Below are 26,602 nucleotides of genomic sequence, written 5' to 3'. Positions count from 1 at the left end.
GGCGCCGTGTCAGGCGAGGCCGCTCAGGCCATCAGCCGTTCGAGCGCTTCGCGGTACTTGGCGGCGGTCTTCTCGATCACGTCCTGCGGCAGGCGTGGCGCCGGCGGCGTCTTGTCCCAGGGACGGCCATGCACCCGGGCGGCCTCCAGCCAGTCACGCACGAACTGCTTGTCGTAGCTCGGCGGATTGGTGCCGGCGGCCAACGCCGCGTCGTAGCCTTCCTGCGGCCAATAGCGCGAAGAGTCGGGCGTGAGGACTTCGTCCATCAACACCAGCTTGCCGTCGGCGTCGAGGCCGAACTCGAACTTGGTGTCCGCGATGATCATGCCCTTTTCGGCGGCAATGGCGGCGGCGGCCTTGTAGAGCGCGATGCTGGTGTCGCGGATCTCGGCGGCCAGCTCCGGCCCCACGATGGCGACCACCTGGGCGAAGTCGATGTTCTCGTCGTGCTCGCCGGCCGCAGCCTTGGCCGCGGGCGTGAAGATCGGCTCGGGCAGCTTGCTGGCATTGCGCAGGCCGGCGGGCAGCGGCACGCCGCAGACGGCCTGGTTCTGCTGGTATTCCTGCCAGCCGCTGCCGGCCAGGTAGCCGCGCACCACGGCCTCGACCGGCACCGGCTTGAGCCGCTTGACCAGCATCGAGCGGCCCCGCACCTGCGGGAATTCGGCGGCGCTCACCACGCTTTCGGGCGCATCGCCGGTGAGGTGGTTGGCGCAGATGCCTTCGAGCTGCTCGAACCAGAACAGTGCCATCTGGGTGAGCAGGGCGCCTTTGCCCGGAATCGGCTCTCCCAGGATCACGTCGAACGCCGAGATGCGGTCGGACGCGACCATCAGGATGCGGTCGTCGCCGACGGCGTAGTTGTCGCGGACCTTCCCGCGCGCGAGCAGCGGCAGCGAGGTGAGGGCGGAGGTGTGGAGTGCGTCGACGGTCATGCGGAGAAACCTGGAAGCGGCGGGGCGAAGAAGCCCAAAGAAAAAGCCCGGCGCTTCGGGCGCCGGGCCGGCAATTATCGCGGCGGGCGAGCGCGCCGCCGCGAGTGCCCCTTTTTAGTTGACGACCTGGGCCAGTTCGCCCTGCGCGTACTTGCCGGCCACGACCTGGAGCGAGTCACCCTTGATCTTGGCACCCTGGCCTTCGCAGCCGAACTCGATGTAGCGCTGCTTGCAGATCTGCTTGGCGGCTTCGCGGGCCGGCTTGAGCCATTCGCGGGCGTCGAACTTGTCCGGGTTCTCGGCCAGGAACTTGCGCACCGCGCCGGTCATGGCCAGGCGGATGTCGGTGTCGATGTTGATCTTGCGCACGCCGAACTTGATGGCTTCCTGAATCTCTTCGACCGGCACGCCGAAGGTTTCCTTCATCTTGCCGCCGTACTGGTTGATGATCGCCAGCAGGTCCTGCGGCACGCTCGACGAGCCGTGCATCACCAGGTGGGTGTTGGGAATGCGCTGGTGGATTTCCTTCACGCGGCTGATCGCCAGGATGTCGCCGGTGGGCTTGCGGCTGAACTTGTAGGCACCGTGGCTGGTGCCGATGGCGATGGCCAGCGCGTCGAGCTGGGTCGCCTTGACGAATTCGGCGGCTTCCTCGGGGTCGGTCAGCATCTGGCTGTGGTCGAGCTTGACGTCGGCGCCGATGCCGTCTTCTTCGCCGGCATCGCCGGTTTCGAGGTTGCCCAGGCAGCCGAGTTCACCTTCTACGGTGACGCCCACCTTGTGCGCGAGCTGCACCACCTGGCGGGTGACGCTCATGTTGTAGTCGAAGTCGGCCGGGGTCTTGCCGTCTTCGCGCAGGGAGCCGTCCATCATGACCGAGGAGAAGCCCAGGTCGATCGCGCCCTGGCAGATGGCCGGGCTCTGGCCGTGATCCTGGTGCATGACCAGCGGAATGTTGGGGTAGGCCTCGACCGCGGCCTGGATCAGGTGCTTGATGAAAGGCTCACCCGCGTATTTGCGGGCGCCGGCGCTGGCCTGCAGGATCACGGGCGCGCCGGTTTCCTTGGCGGCTTCCATGACGGCCTGGACTTGTTCCAGGTTGTTCACGTTGAAGGCCGGGATGCCGTAGCCGTTGACGGCCGCGTGGTCCAGCAGTTCGCGCATCGAGACGAGAGCCATGGGTTGTTTTCCGATGATGAGTGGATGGGAGAAGGGTGAAGACCACGGCGGATGTAATCCACCGGTAACTCTTTGATTTTAGCGGTCGATGCGTGACGGGCGTGAGCAAGTTTTACCGTGCGGCCGCTCGAGGCGGGAGGCCACTCACTGGGCGAATACCCAGCGGATCATTCAAAGCGGCGCAACAAAACGCAACCGGTATTGCGGGGCGCACTTGGTCCCGCGAGAAATCCGCGACAAAGGACGCCGCGGCGCTCTCTACCGAAATGCAAACCCGTTTCGTCTGCATGAAACCCGCAATATGTGCGCCACCTACGCAACATTGTTTTACAGGCAGTCAAATTCATTACCGAATTAGCGATCGCCTACTTTCGTGTCGGAATCGAAAAATGATTTGGCATCAATTTCCATCTCTTCGAGTTCCAGCCATGAAACATTTGATTTTGCCCATCGCCATCGTTCTGACCGGGACGGGCTCCGGCGCCAAGGCGGCGTATGTCGACCTGACTACCTTCGGCAGGTTCACCGGCACCAATTCGGCCATTTCGGTGGAAGAGAACCTGGCGACGCTCAGCGGTACCGCCCGGCTCAGCGGCCAAGTCAGCAACCTGCACTCCTTCGAATGGCGCTTCGGTGCGGGCGACGTCTTCGTCGAAAACTACATCGACGACTACGCCTATCACTTCACGACCACGGAGGGCTTCCAGTTCCTGAGTCATGTCGGAGGCGTCGGCGACTACAGCAGCACCAACTGGATGACATACACATTTTCGGCGCCGTACTCCGGCTCCATCACCTTCGGGGTCGCCAACGGCTTCGACGATGAGAGCCCTTCCATCCTGGCCATCCGCAATGTCGCCTACGACGTGGCCGTCTCTCCCATTCCCGAACCCGGCACCTACGCCATGCTGGCGCTGGGCCTGGGCGTGATGACGCCTTTCATGCACCGCCGCCGACGCGGGCAAACCCTACGACTTGAAACAAGCCCAGCAGCCCTGTAAAGACGGACCGACCTGCTGCAGTGCAACATCGGGGGTTTAGGCAAAACCCTCGGAAGGATCGAACCCATGCCCGTACGCAAGCCCGCGCGAAGTCTCGCCCTGCTGGCCGCCGTAGCCGCCTGTTCCGCGCAAGCCCAGGTCACGCTCAAGCCCGATGGCAAGTGGCGCTACCTGCTGACCGCCGGTGCGAACGCCACTTCGGGCAATACCGACACGACGCAGTTCAACGCGACGGGCGAGGCGGCCAAGGTGACCGATCACGACAAGCTCACCTTTCGTGGGCAGGGCAATTTCGGACGGGTCAACGGCGTGACGTCGACCCAGCGCTACGTGGCCGGAACGCAATACAACCGCGACATCTCCCGCAACAGCTTCTATTTCGGCTCGGGCGACTTCCTGAAGGACCGGCCCGCCAACATCGCCCACCGGTATTCGCTGGCAGGCGGTGTGGGCCGGCACATGATCCGCCGCGACGACCTCACCTTCGACATCTCGGTCGGCCTGGGCTACACCCAGGACAGCTACGTCACGCCGACCAGCGTGCTCGGCCAGACCCGAAGCGAATACGGCCGCACGGAAATGGTGTTGGCCGAGGAATCCAGCCACCAGCTCACCGGCACCACCAAGCTGCGCCAGAAGCTCACCGTCTACCCCAACCTGACCGATACCGGCGCCTACCGCGCGCTGCTGGACGCGGGCATTTCGGTGGCCATGACCAACACGCTCAGCCTGACGGCGGGCGTCAACTACCGCTACGACAGCGATCCCGGCGTGGGCTTGAAGAACGGCGACGCGTCCTTCGTCACCGGGGTCTCGCTGCGCTTCGACTGAAGCGCAGCCTCAGCGCTCGATGATTCGCCGGGTGACGACCGGCGGGCTTTCGCCGACGTGGAAAGCCAACTTGCGGTCGCGCAGGGCCACGTCGGAGGCGGTGACCCGGTCGAAGCGGCGCAGATGCTCGGTCCAGGAGTCGTCGATCACCTGCTCGTAGTAGAGGCGCGGGTCGACCACGTCGCGCAGCAGGTGCCATTCGCGCGCGCCCTGGCGCAGGCGGCTGCGCCGGCTCTCCTGCATGACCAGGCGGAATTCCTCGGCGCGTGCCGGATCGATGGCGTATTCGATCGACACCTGGATGCGCCCGGCTTCCGGCGCGATCTCCACCACCGGAACCTTGAACGCCCGTGAGGGCGTCAGGTCTTCGATGAGGCTGCGGTCGGGCAGAAAGCGCTGCACCGCCGCCATCACGATCACGCCGCTGACCGCCGCGATGCCCAGGCCGATGTGCAGGCTGGCCATGTCGGCCACCTGGCCCCACACCGCCGCGCCGACGGCGGTGGAGCCCATGATCGCCATCTGGCAGATCGCCATGCCGCGCGCCCGCACCCAGTCGGGCAGCGCGAACTGCGCCGAGGTGGTGAGCGAATTGGCGGCGCAGAGCCAGGCTCCGCCGCCGACCAGCATGCAGGGCACCGCCAGGTAGATGTTGGGCGAGAAGGCCACGCCGACGGTGGCCAGCGAGGTGAGCACCGTGCCGCCGAAGACGATCTCCTCGCGGCCCAGGCGTCGACGCAGCCGGGGCTGCACGCCCAGCGCGCCGATGATCGCGCCGGTGCCCATGGAGGCCAGCAGCACGGTGAAGGTGCCGGCGTCGCCGCCCGGCAGCGCGCGCGCCACCAGCGGCAGCATCGCCAGCAGGGCCGTCGAATGCAGGAAGAACGACGCCACGCGGATCAGCACTGCCCGCATGCGTGGCGACTGCACCACGAACTGCAGGCCCACGCGGATCGCGCTGCCCAGCTTCTCGCGGCCGAGCGGGCTCACCACGTGCTGGCGCTTCCAGCGGGTGATGACCACCGCCGCGCCGGCCGACAGCACCGCGTTCAGCACGAACACCCAGGCGGTGCCGGCGCCGGCGATGAGCGCGCCGGCCACCAGCGGGCCGATGATGCGCGACGCGTTCATCGCCACGCCGTTGAGCCCCATGGCGGCCGGCAGCTGAGAGCGCGGCACCAGCTCCGGCACGATCGCCGAGAACACCGGCCAGCGCATGGCCAGCCCGATGCCGTTGAGAAAGGTCAGCGCCAGCAGCAGGCCCGGCCCGATCCAGCCGGAAAGAATCGTGACGCACAGCAGCACCGCCACGGCCGACACCCAGATCTGGGTGACGATGAAATAACGCCGCCGGTCCAGGATGTCGGCGAAGGCGCCGCTGGGCAGTCCAAGCAGGAACACTGGCAGGGTGGAGGCCGACTGCACCAGGGCAACCATGACCGGCGAGGTGGTCAGCGAGGTCATCAGCCAGGCGGCGGCCACGTCGTTCATCCACATGCAGGTGTTGGCGACGACCCAGGTCACCCACAGCATGCGGAAGATCGGCGAGTGCAGGGGGGCGAGCGGTGACTGGGTGTCGGGGCTCGCGGCCGGGGCGGTGGGCGCGGCGGGAGCGTTGGAAGCGTTGGAAAGGGGCGGGGCGGCGTGGCTATCGGACGTTGGCTGCGGCATCGCCCGATTGTGACGCCGGAGTGATTGCGCAACGGTTCTGGCAGTCGCAGGCTAATCACAAGCGACAGACGATAGTTGCTCTGCTATCCTACCTTTGCATACATTTCCCATTTGAAGTTACAACTCACTAAGCCTTCACCTCGTGGAACCAGTCGTCGCCGAATATTTTTCCGAGTTGCAGTGTTCGCGTCAGTGGAAAGGCTTCCTGCGGGCCATGGCTGAAGAGTTCTCTCAGCAGCTGGCCGAGGGTGACCTGCAGGCCTTGATGCGCCGCCTCGGCGCCCGCTTCGCACAAGCCAGTCCGCTGCCGGACTGCAATACGCTCGACGAGCTGCAGATCGCCATGGGTCGCATCTGGGTCGGCCAGGACTGGGGCTGGGTGGCGCTCGAGGAACTGCCGGGCAGCCTGCGGATCCAGCACTACTGCTCGCCGCTGATCACCGCCTTCGGACCGGACTCCACCGCCTGGTCGCCGGCGTTCCTTGAGGGCGTGTACCAGGAATGGTTCCGCCAGTCGCAGGCCGGCACCCTGCAGGTGCGGCAGGTGAGCGCGCCCGACGCCGCCGGTTCCATCGAGCTGCGACTGGAGGCCGCATGAGCAAGTCTGCCCCGCGCATCCGCCTGGAGACGGGCCGATGAGCTCCGACGACATCGCCAACCTCTACCGCCAGTTCGGCGGTGAATCCGACGGCTACCAGGAACTCGGTCGCGACAACGTGGTGCGCCAGTCGCGCGAACGCTGGCCGCTGCTGGCCAACGTGCGCAAGCAGGACGCCGCGCGCGTGGTGCGACCCGGCCCGGTCGCCGGTGGTCTGCCCGCCGCGCCGGTGTCCGACGGCCCGGTGGCGCCGGTGTTCGACGAAGCCGCGGCCGCTGCTGCCGCCGAAGAGGCGCGCCATCGCCCGCCGGTCGCCCGCCCGCGTGCGCCGATGGTGCCGCCCCGTCCGACCGCGAGCGAGGTCCCGGTCGAGCCGGTGGTGATGGCCGCCGCCGCACCGGTCGAGCCGATTCTTTCGCCCGAGCCACTGCCCGCGCGCGCCGCAACGCCCAAGGCCCCGCAGCCGCTGGTGCCGCCCGCGCCGCCTCGCGCCGCCCCGACGCCGGTGCCTGCGGCCGGCGGCAACGAACTCGCGGGCGTTTTCGCGCGACTGGCGCGTGCACCGGAACCACCGGCCGCGCCCGCCGACCGCAACGCGTCCATCCTCAGAAGGTTGCTGCGCTCGTGAAAGTGCTGGCCATCGCTTCGGCCAAAGGCGGCGTCGGCAAAACCACTGTCACCGCGAATCTGGCGACAGCGCTGTCCCACGCCGGTCAGCCGGTGCTCGTGGCCGACCTCGACCCGCAGAACGCGCTGCGACTGCATTTCGGGCTCGACCCGCAGGCCATCGACGGCCTGTCGCGCGCGACACTCGCCGGCAGCTCCTGGCGCGCCAACTGCGAGCGCAGCGATCGCGGCGTGGCCGTCATGTCGTACGGTGTGCTCAACGAAGACGACCGCACGCTGTTCGAGGAGCATCTCGCCACGCACCCGGACTGGCTGCGCGAGCACCTCGAAAACCTTGGCATGGTGCGACACGCCATCGTGCTGATCGACACCCCGCCCGGCCCGTCGGTCTACCTGCGCCAGGCGCTGGCCACCGCCGACATGGCCTTGCTGGTCACCCTGCCCGACGCCGCCTCCTACGCCACGCTGCCCATGATGGAAAGCCTGGTCGACAGCTACACCGAGGGGCGGGGCGACTACCAGGGCCACCTGCACCTGATCAACCAGGCCGACGCCACCCGCCAGCTCTCGGCCGACGTCGCGCAGGTGATGCGCGGCCTGTTCGGCGAGCGTTTCGTGGGCAGCGTGCACCGCGACCAGTCGGTCGCCGAGGCGCTGGCCTACGACCAAAGTGTTTTCGATTACGCCCAGGACAGCCAGGCAGCGGCCGACCTGATGGAAATCGCGAAGACCGTGCTCGCACGGCTCTGCGCAGGAGTTCAAGCGCCATGACCAGTCAAGACAATTTCCAGGTGCCGCAGCGCAGCCTGCGCCAGCGACTGCGCACCGGCATGACGGACGTGGTGAACCTCTCGCTGTGGCGGCATCCGGCCGCGCGGATCATCGCCGGCATCGTGGGCATCGCGCTGTTCGTGACGGTGTTCACCGTGCCGCTGGACTTCTGGGGCCAGGTGATCTTCGCAGCGGTCAGCTTCGGTTGCGCGCTGCTGCTGCGCAAGGTGCCGGGCCGGCTGCCGACGCTCACCATGATCGTCTTCTCGCTGACCGCTTCGCTGCGCTACATCTACTGGCGCATCACCGAGACCACCGGCTTCGAAGGCTTCGTCGATACCTTCTTCGGCACCGGCCTGGTGCTGGCCGAGCTCTACGCCCTCACCGTGCTGCTGCTGGGTTATTTCCAGACTGCCTGGCCGCTGGAGCGCAAGCCGCTGCCGATGCCTGCCACGCTCGACACCTGGCCCACCGTCGACGTGCTGATCCCCACCTACAACGAGCCGCTCGAAGTGGTGCGCCAGACGGTCTACACCGCCATGGGCATGGACTGGCCGGGCGAAAAGCTCAAGGTTTTCGTGCTCGACGACGGCCGGCGCGAGGAGTTCCGCCTGTTCTGCGAAGAGGTCGGCGTGGGCTACATCACCCGCGACAACAACCGCCACGCCAAGGCCGGCAACATCAATTCGGCGCTGCAGGTGACCTCGGGCGAATTCGTCGCCATTTTCGACTGCGACCACGTGCCCACGCGCTCGTTCCTGCAGGTGTGCATGGGCTGGTTCCTCAAGGACCGCAAGCTGGCGATGCTGCAGACGCCGCACTTCTTCTTCTCGCCCGATCCGTTCGAGAAGAACCTGCAGACCTTCCGCGCCATTCCCAACGAGGGCGAGCTGTTCTACGGCCTGGTGCAGGACGGCAACGACCTCTGGAACGCCACCTTCTTCTGCGGCTCCTGCGCGCTGATCCGTCGTGAACCGCTGATGGCCATCGGCGGCATGGCGGTGGAGACCGTGACCGAGGACGCGCACACGGCGCTCAAGCTCAACCGCCTCGGCTGGAACACTGCCTACCTGGCGATTCCGCAGGCCGCGGGCCTGGCCACCGAATCGCTCGCCGGCCACGTCGGCCAGCGCATCCGCTGGGCGCGCGGCATGGCGCAGATCTGCCGCATCGACAACCCGCTGCTCGGGCGCGGCCTGAAGCTCGGCCAGCGCCTGTGCTACCTCAACGCGATGCTGCACTTCTTCTACGGCGCGCCGCGGCTGATCTTCATGACCGCGCCGCTGGCCTACCTGTTCTTCGGTGCGCAGGTGTTCCAGGCCACCGCGCTGATGATCGCCGCCTTCGCCCTGCCCCACCTGCTGCACGCCGGCATCACCAACTCGCGCATGCAGGGCCGCTTCCGGCATTCGTTCTGGAACGAGGTCTACGAGTCGGTGCTGGCCTGGTACATCCTGCGGCCGACCATCACCGCCTTCATCAACCCGCGCCTGGGCAAGTTCAACGTCACCGCCAAGGGCGGCATCGTCGACCGTTCCTACTTCGACTGGAACATCGCCCGGCCCTACGTGATCCTCGTGTTGCTGAGCCTGATCGGCATCGGGCTGGGCGTGTGGCGGGTGGTCGTCGGCGATTTCGCCCGCGAGCAATACACCACGCTGGCGATCAACCTGATCTGGACCACCTACAACATCATCATGCTCAGCGCGGCCATCGCGGTGGCCTCCGAGAGCCGCCAGGTGCGCAAGACGCCGCGGGTGATCGCCTCGCTGCGGGCGTCCATCTCGCTGGCCGACGGCCGCGTCATAGCCTGCCGCACGGAAGACTTCTCGCAGACCGGCCTGGGCCTGGCGCTCACCTCCGAGCTCGACATCCCCCTGGGCGAGCGGCTCTACGTGTCCATCTACCGCGACCAGGACGAAGCCTCGTTCCCGGCCGAGGTGGTGTTCCGCCGGGGCAACAAGCTCGGCGTGCACTTCGAGGAACTCACCACCATCCAGCAGGTCGCGCTGGCGCAGATGACTTTCGCGCGCGCCGATCTCTGGGCACAGAACTGGGGCCGGGGCGAGCGTGACACGCCGCTCAAGGCGCTGGGTGGCGTGCTGCGCATCGGCGCACGCGGTTTCGGCATCTTTTTTATCAACGCCTGGCGCATGCTGCGCATTCCCCGCATGACGCGGCGGACAGGCCCAACTTTGAAGACGGGGGATTGATGGTTCCGACAGCAGCAACAACGCCGCGCATGCACCGGGCTCTGGCCCGGGGCGTACTTCCTGCGGCAATCGCGCTGGCACTCGGCACCACGGTGCTTCTGCCAGCCGACGCCGCCACCACGCGAGCCCGCAAGGCCGACAAGGCGACCGAGACCAGCAGCAGCACCGCGGCCGGCACCCAGGGCGCCGCATCGTCGTCCGGCATCTCGACCTCGCCCGCCGGCGTGGTCGGCCGGCCCACCGTCAACCCGCCCGCGCCTCCCGGCCCGACGCGCACCTACTCGGTCTCGCTGCGCCAGCTCGGCGCCACCTTCCCGCTGCAGCTGCGCGGCGTGCAGGGCTCCGGCGGCGTGCCCTTCAGCGTGCGTGCCGACGAGGTCGTCACCTCGGCCAAGCTCAAGCTGAAGTACGCGTACTCGCCCGCCCTGCTGGCCAACATCTCGCACATCAACGTGCGGGTGAACCAGGAAGTCGCGCAGAGCATCGCCGTGCCGCGCGAGCAGGCCGGCACCGACCTGCAGACCGAAGTCAACATCCCGGTGCGGATGATCACCGACTTCAACCGCCTGGACATCGAGCTGATCGGACACTACACCCTCGACTGCGAGGACCCGGTGCACACCAGCCTGTGGGCCAGCATCGCCAACCAGAGCGAGCTCGAGCTCACCGTCGCGCCGATCGCCCTGCCCGACGACCTGAACCTGCTGCCGGCACCCTTCTTCGACCGCCGCGACGTGCGCGGCCTGAAACTGCCCTTCGTCTTTGTCGGCAACGCCGAGCAGGCCACGCTCGAGGGCGCCGGCGCCGTCGCCTCGTGGTTCGGCTCGCTGGCGGGCTACCGCGGCGCCAAGTTCCCGGCGTCCAACGACACCATCCCGGCCAAGGGCGCCGCGGTGGTCTTCATGACCGGCAACACCGGCATTCCCGGCGTCGAGCTGCCGGTGCCGACCGGTCCGGCCGTGGCCATGGTCACCAACCCCAACGACCCGGTCTCCAAGCTGCTGGTGGTGATGGGCCGCAATGCGGCCGACATCAAGGTCGCGGCCAACGTGCTGGCCGTCGGCGGCACCACGCTGTCGGGCCGCGTGGCCAGCGTGCAGCCGCTCAAGGAAGTCGTGGCGCGCAAGCCCTACGACGCGCCAGCGTGGCTGCGCAGCGACCGCCCGGTGCGCTTCGGCGAGATCGCCGACCAGCGCGGCCTGAACGTCTCCGGCTACGAGCCCGACCTGGTCCGCGTCAACTTCCGCGTGCCGCCCGACCTGTTCGGCTGGCGCGAGAAGGGCATTCCGATCGACCTGCGCTACCGCTACACGCCGCGCCCGACGACCGACAAGTCCTCGCTCAACATCAACGTCAACGAGCAGTTCCTGCGCTCCTACCCGCTGCTGGCGGTCGAGCGCGGCGTGCCGGCCGCCCTCAGCGCGCTGCTGCCCTCCACCGAGGACGGCACCGTCATGGCCCGCGAGCACGTGCGCGTGCCGATGTTCATGCTGCCGGCGCAGTCGCAGTTGCAGTTCCACTACTACTACGACTACATCAAGCAAGGGTTCTGCAAGGACGTGATGCTCGACAACGTCAAGGGCGCCATCGACGCCGACTCGACGATCGACATCTCCGGCTTCTCGCACTACCTGCCGATGCCCGACCTGGCCGCCTTCGGCAATGCCGGCTTCCCGTTCACCCGCATGGCCGACCTCTCCGAGACGGCCGTGGTGCTGCCCGACAACGCCGGCGGCGCCGACCTGGGTGCCTACCTCGACGCCATGGGCCTGATGGGCCGCTCGGCCGGCTATCCATCGACCGGCGTCACCGTCATCCGCGCGGCCGCGGTCGACAACGTCAAGGACAAGGACCTGCTGGTCTTCTCTTCCGGCACCAACCAGCCGCTGGTGCAGAAGTGGGCCGCCAACATTCCGTCGGCGATCACGCCCGCCGCCCGCAGCTTCCCGCTGTCGGACCTGCGCGGCCGCTTCCTCGACTGGTGGGATCGTCACCACCGCGTCACCCCCGAAGACCGCAAGCAGGAGGAGAAATTCACCAGCGACGGCGCCCAGGGCGTGATCTCCGGCTTCGAATCGCCGCTGGCCAGCGGCCGCAGCGTGGTGCTGATCTCCACCGACAAGCCCGAGAGCCTGGGCAACACGATCGACGCCCTGCTCGACCTCGACCGGGTGAAGAACATCCAGGGCAGCGTGTCGGTGGTGCGTGGCGACCAGGTCTCCAGCCTGGTGGCCGAGCAGACCTACCACGTCGGTCGCCTCGGCCTGCTGACCGCGGTGCAGTACTTCCTGTCGAGCCACCCGATCCTGCTGGTGATCCTGGGCCTGGCGAGCGCGGCCCTGCTGGCGATCGTGATCTACGTGGTGCTGCGCGCCCGCGCCCGCAGCCGCCTGGTGGTGTGACGCCGAAGACCGAACCCCGCCGCGTGCCGCCCCGGCGGCGGGATTTCCGTGCCCCGGCCGCGTCGGCCGGGGCAGTTCCATCCGGCGTTTTGCGCGAGACCCTGCGAGCAGCCCATGCATCCATCCCGTAGCCGCACCCTCGTCCTGTGCCTTCTCGGCGCCCTGCAGACGATGCCGGCGCAGGCCGCCACCAAGCGCGGCCGCGCGCCGGCGCCCGCCCCCGCACCGCTGGAAGTGCCGCTCGCGGCCGACCCCACCCAGAGCCCGGCCGACACCCGGCGCGAGCTGGAACAGCGCGTGCTCGAACAGCCCGGCGACATGGCCGCGCGGCTGGCCCTGGCGCAGCTGCTGGCCTCGCAGCCGGACACGCTGCGCAGCGGCATCGTGCAGCTGTCGCAGCTCGCGCGCGACCGCACCGTCGGCGCAGAAGCCATCGGCAGCTGGCGCGCCGCGCTCGGCTTCGCCGGCACCGGCCGTGACGACATTCCGCTCTACCAGGCCTACCTGAAGGTGCGGCCCAAGGACACCGCCGTGCGCGCACGGCTGGCCGAGATCCAGCGCGGGACGGCGTCGTCGCCCGCATCCGCGCCGGTCGGCCGCACGGCCGCGCCGGCACCCGTGCTGACCGGCACGCCTGCCTACATGCCGCCGGTCGTGCTGCCGCCCGCAGGCGGTGGTGCCGCCGCCGTCGCGTCGCCCGCCATCCCCGCGCCGGTCGTGCCGGCGCCGGTCGGCGTGCGCAGCAGCCTGTCGACGCGCGAGGAAGTCGTGGTGCCGGCGATGCCGCCGCGCACGGCCCCGCGTTTCGACGGTGTGGCCTCGACCACGACGCCAGCCGCCTCGTCCGCCAACTACGCCGCGCCCCCTGTGGTCGCCCGTGCGCCCGAAAGCCCGGACGAGCTGCAGTTGCGCAACCTCCAGCGCGAGATCGCCGACATCGAAAGCCAGCGCGGCCGCCCGGAGGTCAGCGCCGGTGTGGTCGTGCGCTCCCGCCAGGGCGAGCGTGGCATGAGCCGGCTGACCGATACCGAAGTGCCGATCCAGCTGCGCATGGACATGGGCGACGGCACCCTCACCGGCCACGTCACCCCGGTGTTCCTGGGCACCGGCCGCATCGACACCGCCTTCAACAGCATCAGCCGCTTCGGCGGCGGCCCGGTCGTGGCCACCGCGCAGCCGGGCGCCTCGGCCGGCGGCCAGAACCAGCAGGGCCTGGGTGTGGGCGTGGGCTACGAGCAGGGCAACCTGGCGGTCGACATCGGCACCACGCCGATCGGCTTTCGCTATACCGACGTGAACGGCGGCGTGCGCTACCGCATGCCGGTGAGCGAGGAATTCAGCTTCACCATGAACCTGCAGCGCCGCGCGGTGACCGACAGCGTGCTGTCCTTCGCCGGCGCACGCGACGCGCGCACCGGCCAGGAGTGGGGCGGCGTGTCTTCCAACGGCGCGCGGCTCGACGCCAACTACGACCGCGGCGGCTACGGCCTCTATGCCTACGGCGGTGTGGCGCGCTTGCTCGGCCATGGCGTGGAAACCAACACCCGGGCCGAATACGGCGCGGGCATCTTCTTTCGCCTGATCAACGAGCAGGACACCAAGTTCACCGCCGGCCTGGCCGCCACCGGCCTGAACTACGACAAGAACCTCGGCTACTACACCCTCGGCCAGGGCGGCTACTTCAGCCCGCAGCAGTTCCTGTCGATCGGCGTGCCGGTGGACTGGCAGCAGCGCACCGGCCGCATGTCCTACCAGGTCAAGGGATCGCTGGGCGTGCAGCACGTGCGTGAAGACGGCACGCCGTACTTCCCGAACGACGCCGCCGCGCAGGCCGCTGCCGGCACCAGCTACGGCGGCCAGAGCAAGACGGGCATCGGCTACAGCCTCGCGGCCGCGCTGGAGTACCAGCTGGAGCCGCAATGGTTCGTCGGCGGCCGGCTGGGCCTGGACAACTCGCGCGACTATCGCCAGTACCTGGGCAGCCTGTATGTGCGCTATGCGTTCCGGCCGCACGAGGGACCGCAGGTCATGCCGGTCAACTGGATTCGCAGCCCGTATGGAGGCTAGATTGGCTCTCCCCCAGGCTGCGCACTTCGTGTCTTCGCCTACCCCCTCACCGGGGGCGGAGAGATGGGCTCGCCCCCAGACTACGCACTTCGTGTCTTCGCCTACCCCCTCTCCGGGGGCGGCGGGCTGGCTCGGCATAGCCTCGCTGCCACGCCTCACCAACAGTCGGCGTGCTGCGCACGGTCTCCGCTTGGGGAGTGCTGGCTGCTTGTTGGGGGATCGGGTTGCATGATGCGGCGCGACTGTCTCACGCTGTTGTCGGCGGCGGCCGTGGCGCCTGCCTGGGGCGCGCCGGGGTGCGATGCGCGCTGGCCGCTGTGGGATGCGTTCGTGACGCACTTCGTGCAGGCCGACGGGCGGGTGATCGACGCGAGCACGCCGCAGAAACACAGCTCGTCCGAAGGGCAGTCGTACGGCATGTTCTTCGCGCTGGTGGCCAACGATCGGCCGCGCTTCGACGCGCTGTGGCGCTGGAGCGTGGACAACCTCATGGGCGGGCAGGTGCAAGGGCGCCTGCCGGCCTGGTGGTGGGGCCTCGCGCCGGACAACTCCTGGCGGGTGCTCGATGGCAATTCGGCGTCGGACGCGGACCTGTGGTTCACCTACGCGCTGCTCGAAGCGGCACGGCTGTGGAAGCAGCCGGCCTACGAGCGCGACGCGCGCCTGCTGCTGGCCGAGATCGAGAAACGCGAAGTGGTCGCGGTGCCCGGGCTCGGGCCGATGCTCATGCCCGGCGAATTCGGCTTCGTCCACCACAACCCCGAACGCTGGTATTTCAACCCCAGCTACCAGCCGCCGCCGGTGCTGCGCCGGCTGGTGTCGGCGTCGCCCGTGGGACCGTGGGGCGCGATCGCGCGCAACACCGAAACCATCTTCCAGGACGTGACCGCGCCGAGCGGCTTCGCGCCGGACTGGACCGCCTTCACGCTGGACGCCACGGGCAAGGGCGCCTTCGGGCCGCATCCGGAGAAGCAGGACGTTGGCAGCTACGACGCGATCCGCACCTATCTCTGGGCCGGCGTCACCCCGCCCTCCGACTCGCTGGCCCAGCCGCTGCGCACCGCGCTGGCCGGCCAGGTGCGCGCCACGGTCGCCGCCGGCCAGCCGCCGGAGTCGGTCACCGTGTCGACCGGCGCGATGCGCGGCACCGGATCCTTCGGTTTTTCCGCGGCGATGCTGCCGCTGCTGGCCTCCGCCAACGCGCCGGCGGCGCTCGCGCGCCAGCGCCAGCGGGTGGCCGACGGGCTGCAGCAGGCGCTGTCGCCGCAGGCCGTGCAGCAGCGCCAGCCACCTTATTACGACCTCGTGCTCACCCTTTTCGGCCAGGGCTGGCTGGACGGACGCTACCAATTCACCCGATCCGGCGCCCTCGCGCCGGCCTGGACATCGCCATGCCGAGCCACACCCGTTCATTGATCGCCGTCGCTTGCGGCCTGCTGCTCCTGTCCGCGCAGGGCTTCGCCCTCGCCCAGGCCGCGCCGGCGCCCGCGCAGTCGCAGACCGTCATCGACACCCTGCTGCAGCAGGGCCGCTACTGGCAGGCCCGCCAGCCTGAACGCGCCACCGAGGCCTGGACCAAGCTGCTGGCCGCCGACCCCGGCAACGCCGAGGCGCTGTCGCGCCTGGGCAGCCTGGCGCTGGACGCCAAGAAGCCCGCCGACGCCCGCCGCTACGCCGAGCAACTGCGCCGCGCGCACCCCGACAGCCAGGAGCTCAAGGAGCTGGAGCAGGACCTGGAGCTGGCCTCCAATACCGGCAAGGCCGACCTGGACCAGGCCCGCATCCTGGTGCGCGAGAAGCGTTTCGACGACGCGGTGCAGAAGTACAAGTCCCTCTTCAAGGGCCGCCAGCCGCTGGGCCGCATCGGTGTCGAGTACTACTCGGTGCTGGGCTACACCAACGGCGGTCGTGACGAAGCCCTGGCCGGCCTGCAGCGGCTGCAGAAGAACTATCCCGGCGACTCCCGCATCGCGCTCACCGTGGCGAGCCTGCGCTTGCAGAGCCCGTCGACCCGGCTCGACGCGATGCGCTCGCTGGCCAACCTGTCCAAACGCGGCGACATCGGCGGCGAGGCCACCGAACAGTGGCGTGGCGCCATGGGCTGGCTGGGCTCGCCACCGCCGGCCGCCTACACCGGCCTGTTCCGCGAATACCTCGCGGCCAATCCGGACGACACCGAGATCCGCGACCAGCTCGCCGGACGCGGCCCCAAGCTGCCCGGCCAGGGCGTGGCCGGCCCGTCGCGTGGCGGCGCGGCCGCGGCCGCCGCCAATGCGCCACGCAAGCTCGACCCGGTGTCGATGCGCATGGCCGACGGCTTCGCGGCCTTGCAGAACAACAAAGTCGCCGAGGCGGAAGCCGCTTTCGCCGAAGCCCACCGGCTGCGCCCGGCGGCTGGCGGGCCGCTCGGCGGGCTCGGACTGGTGCGGGTGAAGCAGCAGCGCTGGGGCGAAGCGCGCGACTACCTGCGTCAGGCCGAACGCATCGACGGCCCGCAGCAGTGGAAACAGGCGCTCGACTCGGCCACCTACTGGGAGCTGGTTCAGCAGGCCGGCACCGCCCGCACGGCAGGCCGCTACGACGAGGCCGCGCGCCGTCTGCAGCAGGCGATGGCGGTCGATCCCGAAAGCGACGACACCACCGCCGAGAACACGCTGGCCGCCGTCTACACCGACCAGAAGCGTTATGTCGACGCCGAGCGCACCTTCCGCCATGTGCTCAGCCGCTTCCCGGACGATCCGGACGCGCTCAAGGGCCTGGTCGGCACGCTGTCGTCCACCGGCCGCACCACCGAGGCGCTGGCCTTCATCGAAGGCCTCACGCCGCAGCAACGCTCGCGCATCGACATCGACCAGCTGCGCGCCGAACAGGCCTACGGCGAAGGCCGCGCCATGCTCGCGCGGGGCGAGGACGGCAGCGCGCGCGAGAAGCTGCAGCAGGCGGTGAACCTGTCGCCCGACAACCCCTGGATGCGCCTGGAGCTCGCCCGCCTGGACAACCGCAACGGTGCCCGCACCGGCGCGCGCAACCTGATGCAGTCGCTGCTGGAGCGCAAGCCGGCCGACCCCGAGGTCATCTACACCAACGGCCTGTTCCTGGCCGAGGTGAAGGACTGGCCCGCGATCCTGGAGCTGATGGACAAGATTCCCCCGGCCCAGCGCACGCCCGCCATGGGCAGCCTGCAGCGCAGCGCCGCGCTGCATGTGCAGGCCGACCAGGCCCTGGCGCTGGCCCGCGACGGCCGCCTGCCCGAGGCCAACGCGCTGCTGGCGCAGTCGGCCGCCCGCGTGGGCGACGACGCCGAGCTGCTGGCCATCGTGGCGCAGACCTATGTCGACCTGGGCGAGCTCGACCGTGCCCGTGCGCTGCTCGGCGGCGCCATCGAGCGCACCGCCCGCAACCCCGCCGCGCAGGCTTCCACCACCGCGCTGCAGTTGCGCTACGGCGACGTGCTGCTCGCCGCCGAGGACGACGCCGGCCTGGCCACCCTGCTGCGCCAGATGCAAGGCCGCATCCAGGCCGGCCAGCTCGACAGCGACGATCAGCGCCGCGTGGAAACCCTGCGCCGCGCCTATGTGGTGCGCCAGGCCGAGGCGCTGCGCAAGCAGGGCCAGCTCGCCGCCGGCTACGAACTGCTGCGCCCGCTGCTGGCCGACACCCCGCAGGACCCGGCCCTGCTCGGCCTGCTGGCGCGCATGTACGCCGACGCCGGCCAGCCGCGCCAGGCACAGCGCATCTACCGCGAAATGCTCTCGCGCGAACCCAACGACGTGAACACGCTGCTGGCTTCGGCCGGCCTGGCGGTGGCCGAACGCGATTTCCGCGAGGCCGACCAGCGCATCGACCAGGCCGAGGCGCTGGCACCGCAGAACCCCGACGTGCTGGCCACCCGCGGCCGGCTCTACCGTGCCCAGGGCCGCAAGGGCCAGGCCGTCGCCTACCTGCGCCGCGCCGAGGCCGCCGTGGTCGCCCGCAACCCGTCGCTGGCGCCGCAGGCCGCGCCGGCCGGCGCGGTGCGTGGCCAAGACCCGACCCCCGGCTTTGTCTCTGCCGACAATCCTTTTGCCCGCCCTACAGCTTCGGTAGGATCAGCCGAAATACCGGCACGGACCCGGACCGCGCCCGCGCCTTCGGCCGCCGCCCGGTAGAAAACGACTGAAAGGAATCCCATGCTCGCCACCCTGGCCGGACTCACCATCCTCATCATCGGAGACAGCCACCTCGCCAATGGCGGCTACCTCATCGACACCCTGCAGGACCCGCTGGTGCAGGCCGGCGCCAAGGTGCACACCATCGGCGTCTGCGGCTCGGTCGCCGGCGACTGGACCACCACCAAGCAGAGCGACTGCGGCGGTGCCGAACGCACGGGCAACGGCCCCATCACCTTCGTCGGCTCGGCTGCCGCCACCAAGCCGGTCAAGCAGCTCATCGCCACCGACAAGCCCGACCTGGTCGTCGTCGTCATGGGCGACACCATGGGCGGCTACAAGCAGTCCACCTATCCCAAGGCCTGGGCCTACAGCCAGGTCTCGGCGCTGACCAAGGACATCTCCTCCACCGGCACCGCCTGCGTCTGGGTCGGCCCGGCCTGGGGCAGCGAAGGCGGCCAGTACGGCAAGACCTTCGACAAGGTGAAGACGGCCTCCGAGTTCCTCGCCTCCAACGTGGCGCCGTGCAGCTATGTGGATTCGCTGGCCTTCTCCAAGCCCGGCCAGTGGCGCACCATCGACGGCCAGCATTTCACCAACACCGGCTACAAGCAGTGGGGCTCGGCCATCGCCAACGCCATCGCCGAATCGCCCGCCGTGGCCAAGAAGAAATGAAGCGTTTCGCTTTGCTCGCGCTGGCCGCCGCGGCCTGCGCCACGGCCCAGGCCGCGCCCAAGCTCTACGACACCGGACCGTCGCAGGACTCGGCCTTCGTGCGTTTCGTCAATGCCGCGCCACAGCGGCTCGAAGTGGTCTCCGGCCAGGCCCGGTTGCCATTGCCGGCCGACAAGCCGGTGTCCGAATACCTGTCGGTCAAGCCCGACACCAACATCGGTGGCGCCTTCGAGGGCGGCGGCCAGAAGGCCCCGGTCAGCGTCAAGACCGCGCCCGGCGCCTTCGCTACCGTGGTCGCGCTGCCCACCGCCGACGGCAAGGGCCTGCGCACCGCGGTCATCGCCGAATCGCCGGACGACTTCAACGCGCTCAAGTCGGCGATCGCCTTCTACAACTACGACGCCGGCTGCAAGGCCGCCGGGCTGCAAACCGCAGGCAAGGGCGTCGGCATCTTCAGCGGCGTGGCCGAGAAGACGGTACAGCGCCGCATGGTCAACCCGGTGGCGCTGTCGGTGCAACCCACCTGCGACGGCCAGCCGCGCGGCGCCTCCGTCGACCTCGGCACGCTGCAGGCCGGCCAACGCTACAGCCTGCTGCTGGTGCCTGCTGGCGCTGGTGCATCCAAGCTCATCTTCGCCGCCGACGCCATCGCCCGTTGAAGGCGGGGTTTGCATAATCGGCCGGGGCGACTAGTCCAACCGGACCGGGGGGGGGCGAACAAAAATAGCCTTGCCTATTCGACATACTGCTTCTCCAACCATTTGATGCGGAGTGAGCCCTTATGTCCACCTATCTCAAGATTCTGAATCACCGCGACTTTTCGGCGATAACTTCGGGGTTTCTTACATTCGACATGTTTCAGTTAATTACCTATCCCCATCTCTTGCGAATCAACCATTATAATCCCGAGCAATATTCAGGCATTATGTTGCTCCTTAACAGAGAGGGGCCGGCGGGAGTGGAGGCGGACACCGATCCGAAGTTAACCAAGAAGGGTTTGCTTCTGATCGACAAGAACGATGTTGACGAGATCGTTTTTACAGGCAACGTCAAGATTGGACCCGCCTATAGCTCCGCCTATAGCTGCGAGCCTTATGAATCGCTGACTGATGATTATCCCAAACGTGAAGTGCGCCTCACGCTGAATCAATCCAGCATTCAGACCTTCGAGCCTTTCCCATACTCACATCCGGGCAAGACCTTCAGCATGATACTCATGCAGCTCTGACGAAAAATAAGGGGAAGCCTCACACGGAAGCACGCGCAGGCGCCTCGCAGGGCGTACGGGTAAAGCGTTTCGGACGTCACAGACTGATACTATTGTCGAGCTTCTCAGGAGTGGCCAGCCTCTGATGGAGCTGCGCCAAATTTCTGCCACGCCACGGCACGCCGAAGCTGCTCAGTCGCACCCATGGTTTTTGCCTCGCTCGAGTTCCTGCTGCTGTTCTTCCCGCTTTTCCTGATCGCCTACGCGATCACGCCGAAAGCGCTGCGCAACGGCACCCTGCTGGCCGGCAGCTGGATCTTCTACGGCTGGTGGAGCCCGCCCTACCTGCTGATGCTGGTCGGCCTGACCGCGCTTACCTGGGGCGGCGGCCTGACCATCGCCGCCACCACCGCGCCCCAAATGCGGCGCATTCAGCTCACGGTGCTGATCGTCGTCATGGCCGGTCTGCTGGGCTGGTTCAAGTACGCCAACATCGTGGTCGAGACGATCAACACCGCGCTCGGCCATGCCGGCGCGATGCCGATCGCCTGGCAGAAGGTCGCGTTGCCGATCGGGCTGTCGTTCATCGTGCTGCAGGCCATCTCCTATCTGGTCGACGTGTTCCGGGGCACGGTCACCGCGCAACGCAGCTTCGTCGCCTTCGCCGCCTACAAGGCCATGTTCGGCCAGCTGATCGCCGGGCCGATCATCCGCTACGACTGGGTGAAGAAGGAGATCGGCAACCGCAGCTTCGGCTGGGACGGCTTCGGCGCCGGCGCGCGGCGCTTCATGGTGGGCATGAGCATGAAGGTGCTGATCGCCGACACGCTGGCACCCATCGTCGACCTGGCTTTCTCCCAGGCCCGGCCGGGCTTCGCCGACGCCTGGATCGGCTGCGCGGCCTACACCCTGCAGCTGTTCTTCGACTTCGCCGGCTACAGCGCCATGGCGATCGGCATCGCGCTGATGCTGGGCTTTCACTTTCCCGAGAACTTCAACCATCCTTACCTGGCGCGCAGCATCCAGGACTTCTGGCGGCGCTGGCACCTGTCGCTGTCGAGCTGGATTCGCGACTACCTCTACATCCCGCTGGGCGGCAACCGCCGGGGCAGCGTGCGCACCTACGTCAACCTGCTGCTCACCATGGCCATCGCAGGCCTCTGGCACGGCGGCGACAGCTGGAACTACCTGCTCTGGGGCATCGCCCACGGCGTGGCGCTGTGCTGTGCCCGGGCCTACAGCGCCAGCGGCCGCACCCTGGCGATGCCGCTGGCGCGCATCGCCACGCTGCTGTTCGTGATGCTGGCCTGGACGCTGTTCCGCGCCCACGATTTCGACAGCGCCCTGCGCATGCTGGCCGGCCAGTTCGGCCTGCACGGCGGCTTCGAGGTGGGCGACGCGCTCGACGCCGGCCTGCGGCGCGCGCACCTGCTGGCCTTCGCGCTGGGCATCGTCTGCGTGGTCTGGCCGGCGGTGGCGCCGCAGATCGCCGCGCGGGCCGGACCGCGCCTGTCGGCCATCGGCGCCCTGTGGCCGGTGCCGGCTTTCCTGTTGTCCTTCGCGCTGATCGCCAGCCGGGGCGCGGTGCCCTTCCTGTACTTCCAGTTCTGAGACGAGGAAGCCGCCCATGACCGCACCGTCCGCCGCCAACGCCGCGCCACCGATCGAGCCGCCCAAGGCCCGCAGCCTGGCAGCACGCTGGTCGGGCGCGGCGCTGCTGGCCTTCCTGGCCGGCGGGCTCGCCACCACCGTCACCGCCGTCGTCACGCAGCGGCTCGACCTGCTGCCGCACGCGCTCACCCGCGCCGCCTTTCTGGACGGCGCGAGCATGCGCGACATGGCGCAGGCCCTGGCCAACGCGCCTTTCGCGCGGGTGGCGGCCGAACGCGAGCGCGAGCTGAGCTGGCTGGCCATCAGCGACCTCGGGCCGCAGGTGCGCGAAGGCTGCCCGGGCTGGCTGTTCCTGGCCGAGGAATTGGCGCCGCAGGTCGATGGCGACCGCTACCTGCGCGACCGCGCGCGTGCCGTCGTCGAGATCCAGGCCGCGCTGCGCCAGCGCGGCATCCGCCTGATGGTGGCCGTGGTGCCGGACAAGAGCCGCATCGAGACGCAGCGCCTGTGCGAGCTCGACCGCTCGCTCGCGCTGGAAGGCCGGCTGCGCGGCTTCGTCAGCCGCCTGGCCGCCGCCGGCGTGCCGGTGGTCGACACCACGCCGGCCCTGAAGACCCTGCAGGACCGTGGCGAAGACCCGTTCCTGCGCACCGACACCCACTGGACCGAGAACGCCGCCGACGCCGCCGCGCGCGCGGTGGCCGACGTGGCCCGCAGCCTGGGCCTGGAGTTGTCGCCTCAGCAGAACTGGGACGTGGTTCGCGGCATGCCGGCGCGCCGGCCGGGCGATCTGGTGCGGCTGGCCGGGCTCGATGGTCTGCCGCTGTCGCTGCAGCCGGTGCCCGAGGAAGCGTCGGACAGCAGCTTCACGCTGCGCAAGCCCGACGCGGCTGTCGCGGCGGCTTCATCGGCTGCCTCGGCCGAAGCCGAGCTTTTCGGCGATGCCGATCTGCCGCAGGTCGCCCTGATCGGCACATCCTTCTCGCGCACTTCGCACTTCGCCGAGTTCCTGGCCGCCGCGCTGCAGACGCCGGTCGGCAACTTCGCCAAGGACGGCGGCAATTTCTGGGGCTCGCCTTCGGCCTACTTCGCCAGCGACGCCTTCCGCCAGACGCCGCCCAAACTCATCGTGTGGGAAATGCCCGAGCGGGTGCTGCAACTGCCGCGCGGGCAGGAGCGCTGGGCGCTTCCCTGAGGCTGCGCCGGCCGGCATTCGGGCGCCCATAAAAAAGGGCTGAAGCCGCCAGGCTCCAGCCCCAACTCGCAATGAAAAATCAGACAGTCCGGTGGGCGCTCAGAAGCTGTGGCGCACGCCGATCTCGTAGCCGGTGACGTTGCGGCCGGCCGCGATGGTCGGCTGGGTCAGGCCCGAGACCGCCAGGCCGCGCGTGGCCAGGCCGTCGTTGTTGACGCGGGCGACGGTGCCGTAGACCTGGGTCCGTTTGGACAGGTTGTAGCCGTAGCCGATGGCGAACTTGTCGGCGTCGGCGTTGTCGGTGGTCTTGTTGCGGTAGGTGCTGAAGGCAGCGCGCAGCTCGCCGGCGCCGATCGGGGCAGTGGCCGCGATTTCGAACACTTCACGTTTCTGGCCGCCACCCTTTTCGCCGACGAACTGGACCATCGGCTTCACGAAGCCGAAGTCGTATGACGCGCCCACGGTGGTGGTCTTGTAGTCGACGCCGCCCGGCAGGGTCAGGGCGCCGCCACGGACTTCGCCGTAGCCCAGGCCGAAGTTGATCGCGCCAGCCTTGTAGCCGCCACGCAGGTTGTAGGCGTTGCCTTGCTTGTCGTTGGCTTGCGACGAGTTGGTTTCGCCGAACGCGTACATCGCCTGGCCGTAGAAGCCGCCCAGCGTGGAGGGCAGGATGTACTGCACGGAGTTGCTGGCGCGCTTGGGAGCGCTGCCGCCTGGGGTGCCGGCAGCCGAGCTGCTGATCAGGTTGGAAGCGCCCAGGCCGCCGATGCCGATGTCGGCGAAGGGGTCGAAGGTTTCGATGTTCAGATAGCTCGGAAGCTTGTCACGGCCGATACGCAGTTCGCCGGCGGATTTGCTTTCCAGGCTGACGGTGGCGCGGCGCTCGAAGCCGAAGGCACCGTTGGTCGACCCGGAGCCGGCGTCGACGTTGAAGCCGCCTTCCAGCCAGAAGCCGGCACGCAGGCCGCCACCGAGGTCTTCGGTGCCACGAAAGCCCAGGCGGTTGCTGGTCTGGTCGCCGGTGGCCAGGCCGGCGACATGGTTGCCGCCGGTGGAAACGCGGGCGACGGATGCGTCGATCACACCGAACAGGGTGACGTTGGACTGGGCGAAAGCGCCCGCAGAAGCGGCGAGGGCGGCGATGGCGACGAGAGTCTTTTTCATTTGAGGCTTTGTGAATTGCAAGGCACCGGTTGACTCGCCGATAGGCAGCGGTCGTCTCCGGTCAGCGTCCGGTCAGGAAGCTGGGTGAATTGGAGCTGCCTTCTGTGACAACCCTGGGTAAACCCCAGGTTCGCATCGGGTATGGAACGATGGGGGGCAAGTGTCGGTTCGGCGCACGGGTTTTCCCGCAAACCTCCATAATTTGTGACTGTTTCTCACCTGCCCCTGCATGACACCCGCTTCCCGCCTGCCCGGTATCGTCGCCTTGTTGATGGCCACCGCCAGTTGGGGATCGATGTTCATGGTGGGCAAGGACGTGCTGCCACAGGTCGACGCCTTCTGGCTCACCGTCGTGCGCTACACCGTCGCGGCGCTGATGTTCACCGTCTTGCTGGTGCCGCGTGGCGCCGGTCCGTGGAAGCGACTGCGGGGCGCCGCCTTGCCGTTGGCCGTGCGCGGCGTGATGGGGTTCGGCGTCTTCGGCATCCTGCTGCTGGTCGGGCTCAGCCTGTCGGAGCCCTCGCACAGCGCGGTCATCGTGGCCACGATTCCCATCACCTCGCAGCTGGTGCGCTGGGCGCTCGACGGCGTTCGCCCGGGCTGGATCACCGCGGGCTCGGCCGTGCTGGCGCTGGTCGGCGTGGTGATCGTGTCGGGCGTCGCCACCCACGGCGCGGCCAGCGATGCGCACACCGGCCTGGGCGACGGCATCGCGCTGGCGGGCTCGCTCGGCTGGGTCTGGTACACACGGGGGCCGGCGCGCTTTCCGCAGCTCGACGTGCTGGAGTACAGCGCGCTCAGCATGGTGGCGGCCTGGCCGCTGCTGGTGGTCGCGGCGCTGGTCGCCACGGCGATGGGCATCGCCACCCCGCCGTCGGTGGCGCAGCTGCAGCACCACTGGCATGCGCTGCTCTACATCTCGGTCATGGCCTCGGGCTTCGCGGTGCTGGCTTTCAACTACGGTGTCGCGGCATTGGGGGCGGTCACCGGCACGGCGTTCATGAACTTCGTGCCGGTGTCGGCTCTGCTCATGGCCGCCGCACTCGGCAAGCCGCCGCTGTCGCACGAACTGGCAGGCACCGCGATGGTGGTGGCTGCCTTGTTGATCCACACCGCGAGCCGGCGTGCGCCGCCGGCCGTGCCCGCCATTGCAATCCACCCCGGAGCCGCACCTTGAGTCAGCTTTTCTCCCCCTGGCAGATCGGCCAGCTGCCGCTGGACAACCGCGTCGTCATCGCCCCCATGTGCCAGTACTCGGCGGTGGACGGCAACGCGACCGACTGGCACACGATCCACCTCGGCCACCTGGCCCTGTCGGGTGCGGGCCTGCTGATCCTGGAGGCTACCGCGGTCGTGCCCGAAGGCCGCATCACGCCTGACGACCTGGGCCTGTATTCGGACGACAACGAAGCCGCCCTGGCGCGTGTGCTGAAGGCGGTACGCGCCTATTCGCCGATCAAGGTGGCGGTGCAGCTCGGCCACGCCGGGCGCAAGGCGTCGAGCCGCGCGCCCTGGCAGGGCGGCGACCAGATCGCGTCGGGCCAGCCCGGCCATTGGGAAGCGGTCGCACCCTCGGCCGTGCCGCACGGCGCCACCGAAGAGCCGCCGCTGGCGCTCGACGCCGCCGGCCTCGCCCGGGTGAAGCAAGGCTTCGTGCAGGCCGCCGAGCGCTGCGCCCGGCTGGGCATCGACGGCCTGGAGATCCACGGTGCCCACGGCTACCTGCTGCACCAGTTCCTGTCGCCGCTGGCCAACCGGCGCACCGACGAATACGGCGGCAGCCTGGAGAACCGCATGCGTTTTCCGCTGGAGGTGTTCGACGCGGTGCGCGCCGCCTTCCCGGCCGAGCGGCCGGTGTGGATCCGGGTGTCGGCCAGCGACTGGGTCGACGGCGGCTGGGACGTGGAGAGCACCATCGCCTTGGGCCAGGCGCTCAAGGCGCGTGGCTGCGATGCGATCCATGTGTCGAGCGGCGGGGTGTCGCCGCAGCAGAAGATCGCGATCGGCCCCGGCTACCAGGTGCCGCTGGCGCAGCGGGTGAAGCAGGAAACCGGTCTGCCGACGATCGCCGTCGGCCTGATCACCGAGCCGCAGCAGGCCGAAGCCATCGTGGCCGGCGGCGAGGCCGATGCCGTGGGCATCGCGCGAGCCGTGCTCTACGACCCGCGCTGGCCCTGGCACGCGGCCGCCGCGCTGGGTGCGCAGGTGGACGCGCCGCCGCAGTACTGGCGCTCGCAGCCCTCGCAGTTCAAGAGCCTGTTCAAGGGATCACGCACCGGCCAGCGCTGAGCCGGCGCAGCGCGGGGG

21 protein-coding genes are annotated in these 26,602 nt (G+C 68.8%); 17 read left to right on the top strand and 4 right to left on the bottom strand.

Annotated features, from left to right (window positions below; all coding sequences use genetic code 11):
* Positions 1 to 23: 23 nt before the first annotated feature.
* Positions 24 to 935, bottom strand: a complete 912-nt coding sequence (locus R9X41_RS22950; protein ID WP_318632739.1) for a phosphoribosylaminoimidazolesuccinocarboxamide synthase — start codon at positions 933 to 935, stop codon at positions 24 to 26.
* Between the two features lie 114 nt (positions 936 to 1,049).
* Positions 1,050 to 2,114, bottom strand: coding sequence for a class II fructose-bisphosphate aldolase (gene fba / locus R9X41_RS22945; RefSeq protein WP_318632738.1), 1,065 nt, complete (start codon positions 2,112 to 2,114; stop codon positions 1,050 to 1,052).
* 428 nt (positions 2,115 to 2,542) lie between these two features.
* Here fba and R9X41_RS22940 point away from each other — a divergent pair, with 428 nt between their 5' ends.
* Together R9X41_RS22940 and R9X41_RS22935 are read left to right on the top strand one after the other, a co-directional pair.
* Positions 2,543 to 3,115, top strand: a complete 573-nt coding sequence (locus R9X41_RS22940; RefSeq protein ID WP_318632737.1) for a PEP-CTERM sorting domain-containing protein — start codon at positions 2,543 to 2,545, stop codon at positions 3,113 to 3,115.
* A 66-nt stretch (positions 3,116 to 3,181) separates the two neighbouring features.
* Positions 3,182 to 3,946 (top strand): DUF481 domain-containing protein, encoded by a 765-nt coding sequence (locus R9X41_RS22935; protein WP_318632736.1) that lies wholly within the window; start codon positions 3,182 to 3,184, stop codon positions 3,944 to 3,946.
* 9 nt (positions 3,947 to 3,955) lie between these two features.
* On the opposite strand, the gene R9X41_RS22930 is transcribed toward R9X41_RS22935, so the two are convergent.
* On the bottom strand, positions 3,956 to 5,617 hold the full coding sequence (locus tag R9X41_RS22930) for an MFS transporter (protein WP_412556642.1): 1,662 nt from the start codon (positions 5,615 to 5,617) through the stop codon (positions 3,956 to 3,958).
* Between the two features lie 142 nt (positions 5,618 to 5,759).
* On the opposite strand from R9X41_RS22930, the gene bcsD reads away from it, so the two are divergent.
* The 13 genes from bcsD (at position 5,760) to R9X41_RS22865 (ending at position 23,131) form a co-directional block, all read left to right on the top strand.
* On the top strand, positions 5,760 to 6,215 hold the full coding sequence (gene bcsD / locus R9X41_RS22925; protein ID WP_318632735.1) for a cellulose biosynthesis protein BcsD: 456 nt from the start codon (positions 5,760 to 5,762) through the stop codon (positions 6,213 to 6,215).
* A 37-nt stretch (positions 6,216 to 6,252) separates the two neighbouring features.
* Positions 6,253 to 6,843 carry a cellulose biosynthesis protein BcsP gene (gene bcsP / locus R9X41_RS22920; protein ID WP_318632734.1) on the top strand — a complete coding sequence of 197 codons (591 nt, stop codon included), beginning with the start codon at positions 6,253 to 6,255 and terminating at the stop codon, positions 6,841 to 6,843.
* The gene (bcsQ, locus tag R9X41_RS22915) at positions 6,840 to 7,613 is read left to right on the top strand and encodes a cellulose biosynthesis protein BcsQ (protein WP_318632733.1); all 774 of its coding nucleotides are present in this window, start codon (positions 6,840 to 6,842) and stop codon (positions 7,611 to 7,613) included. The genes bcsP and bcsQ overlap by 4 nt, the downstream gene beginning before the upstream one ends.
* Positions 7,610 to 9,826 carry a UDP-forming cellulose synthase catalytic subunit gene (bcsA, locus tag R9X41_RS22910; RefSeq protein ID WP_412556641.1) on the top strand — a complete coding sequence of 739 codons (2,217 nt, stop codon included), beginning with the start codon at positions 7,610 to 7,612 and terminating at the stop codon, positions 9,824 to 9,826. Before bcsQ ends, bcsA begins: the two co-directional genes overlap by 4 nt.
* 29 nt (positions 9,827 to 9,855) lie before the next feature.
* Positions 9,856 to 12,228 (top strand): cellulose biosynthesis cyclic di-GMP-binding regulatory protein BcsB, encoded by a 2,373-nt coding sequence (gene bcsB / locus R9X41_RS22905; protein WP_318632732.1) that lies wholly within the window; start codon positions 9,856 to 9,858, stop codon positions 12,226 to 12,228.
* 114 nt (positions 12,229 to 12,342) lie between these two features.
* Entirely contained in the window at positions 12,343 to 14,295 is a 1,953-nt protein-coding gene (locus R9X41_RS22900; RefSeq protein WP_318632731.1) for a cellulose synthase subunit BcsC-related outer membrane protein, read from the top strand.
* Between the two features lie 228 nt (positions 14,296 to 14,523).
* Positions 14,524 to 15,711 carry a cellulose synthase complex periplasmic endoglucanase BcsZ gene (gene bcsZ / locus R9X41_RS22895; protein WP_318632730.1) on the top strand — a complete coding sequence of 396 codons (1,188 nt, stop codon included), beginning with the start codon at positions 14,524 to 14,526 and terminating at the stop codon, positions 15,709 to 15,711.
* Positions 15,687 to 18,443 (top strand): tetratricopeptide repeat protein, encoded by a 2,757-nt coding sequence (locus tag R9X41_RS22890; protein WP_318632729.1) that lies wholly within the window; start codon positions 15,687 to 15,689, stop codon positions 18,441 to 18,443. The genes bcsZ and R9X41_RS22890 overlap by 25 nt, the downstream gene beginning before the upstream one ends.
* Before the next feature lie 21 nt (positions 18,444 to 18,464).
* The gene (locus R9X41_RS22885; protein ID WP_318632728.1) at positions 18,465 to 19,118 is read left to right on the top strand and encodes an SGNH/GDSL hydrolase family protein; all 654 of its coding nucleotides are present in this window, start codon (positions 18,465 to 18,467) and stop codon (positions 19,116 to 19,118) included.
* Positions 19,115 to 19,777 carry an alginate O-acetyltransferase AlgF gene (locus R9X41_RS22880; RefSeq protein ID WP_318632727.1) on the top strand — a complete coding sequence of 221 codons (663 nt, stop codon included), beginning with the start codon at positions 19,115 to 19,117 and terminating at the stop codon, positions 19,775 to 19,777. The genes R9X41_RS22885 and R9X41_RS22880 overlap by 4 nt, the downstream gene beginning before the upstream one ends.
* A gap of 122 nt (positions 19,778 to 19,899) precedes the next feature.
* The gene (locus R9X41_RS22875; RefSeq protein ID WP_318632726.1) at positions 19,900 to 20,346 is read left to right on the top strand and encodes a hypothetical protein; all 447 of its coding nucleotides are present in this window, start codon (positions 19,900 to 19,902) and stop codon (positions 20,344 to 20,346) included.
* Positions 20,347 to 20,529: 183 nt separating this feature from the next.
* Positions 20,530 to 21,936 carry an MBOAT family O-acyltransferase gene (locus tag R9X41_RS22870; protein ID WP_318632725.1) on the top strand — a complete coding sequence of 469 codons (1,407 nt, stop codon included), beginning with the start codon at positions 20,530 to 20,532 and terminating at the stop codon, positions 21,934 to 21,936.
* A gap of 16 nt (positions 21,937 to 21,952) precedes the next feature.
* Positions 21,953 to 23,131: an alginate O-acetyltransferase AlgX-related protein gene (locus R9X41_RS22865; RefSeq protein ID WP_318632724.1), complete on the top strand. Its 1,179-nt coding sequence runs from the start codon at positions 21,953 to 21,955 to the stop codon at positions 23,129 to 23,131.
* A 99-nt stretch (positions 23,132 to 23,230) separates the two neighbouring features.
* Here R9X41_RS22865 and R9X41_RS22860 read toward each other — a convergent pair whose 3' ends face one another.
* Positions 23,231 to 24,295: a porin gene (locus tag R9X41_RS22860; protein ID WP_318632723.1), complete on the bottom strand. Its 1,065-nt coding sequence runs from the start codon at positions 24,293 to 24,295 to the stop codon at positions 23,231 to 23,233.
* A gap of 229 nt (positions 24,296 to 24,524) precedes the next feature.
* On the opposite strand from R9X41_RS22860, the gene R9X41_RS22855 reads away from it, so the two are divergent.
* Both R9X41_RS22855 and R9X41_RS22850 read left to right on the top strand, forming a co-directional pair.
* On the top strand, positions 24,525 to 25,472 hold the full coding sequence (locus R9X41_RS22855; protein ID WP_318632722.1) for a DMT family transporter: 948 nt from the start codon (positions 24,525 to 24,527) through the stop codon (positions 25,470 to 25,472).
* Positions 25,469 to 26,584: an NADH:flavin oxidoreductase/NADH oxidase gene (locus R9X41_RS22850; protein ID WP_318632721.1), complete on the top strand. Its 1,116-nt coding sequence runs from the start codon at positions 25,469 to 25,471 to the stop codon at positions 26,582 to 26,584. Before R9X41_RS22855 ends, R9X41_RS22850 begins: the two co-directional genes overlap by 4 nt.
* Positions 26,585 to 26,602: the final 18 nt, after the last annotated feature.

Origin of the sequence: Xylophilus sp. GOD-11R, from assembly GCF_033546935.1 — a bacterium.
GTDB lineage: Bacteria > Pseudomonadota > Gammaproteobacteria > Burkholderiales > Burkholderiaceae_C > Xylophilus.
Note: the sequence above shows the minus strand (reverse complement) of the source record. Positions and strands in the feature narration are given on the sequence as shown.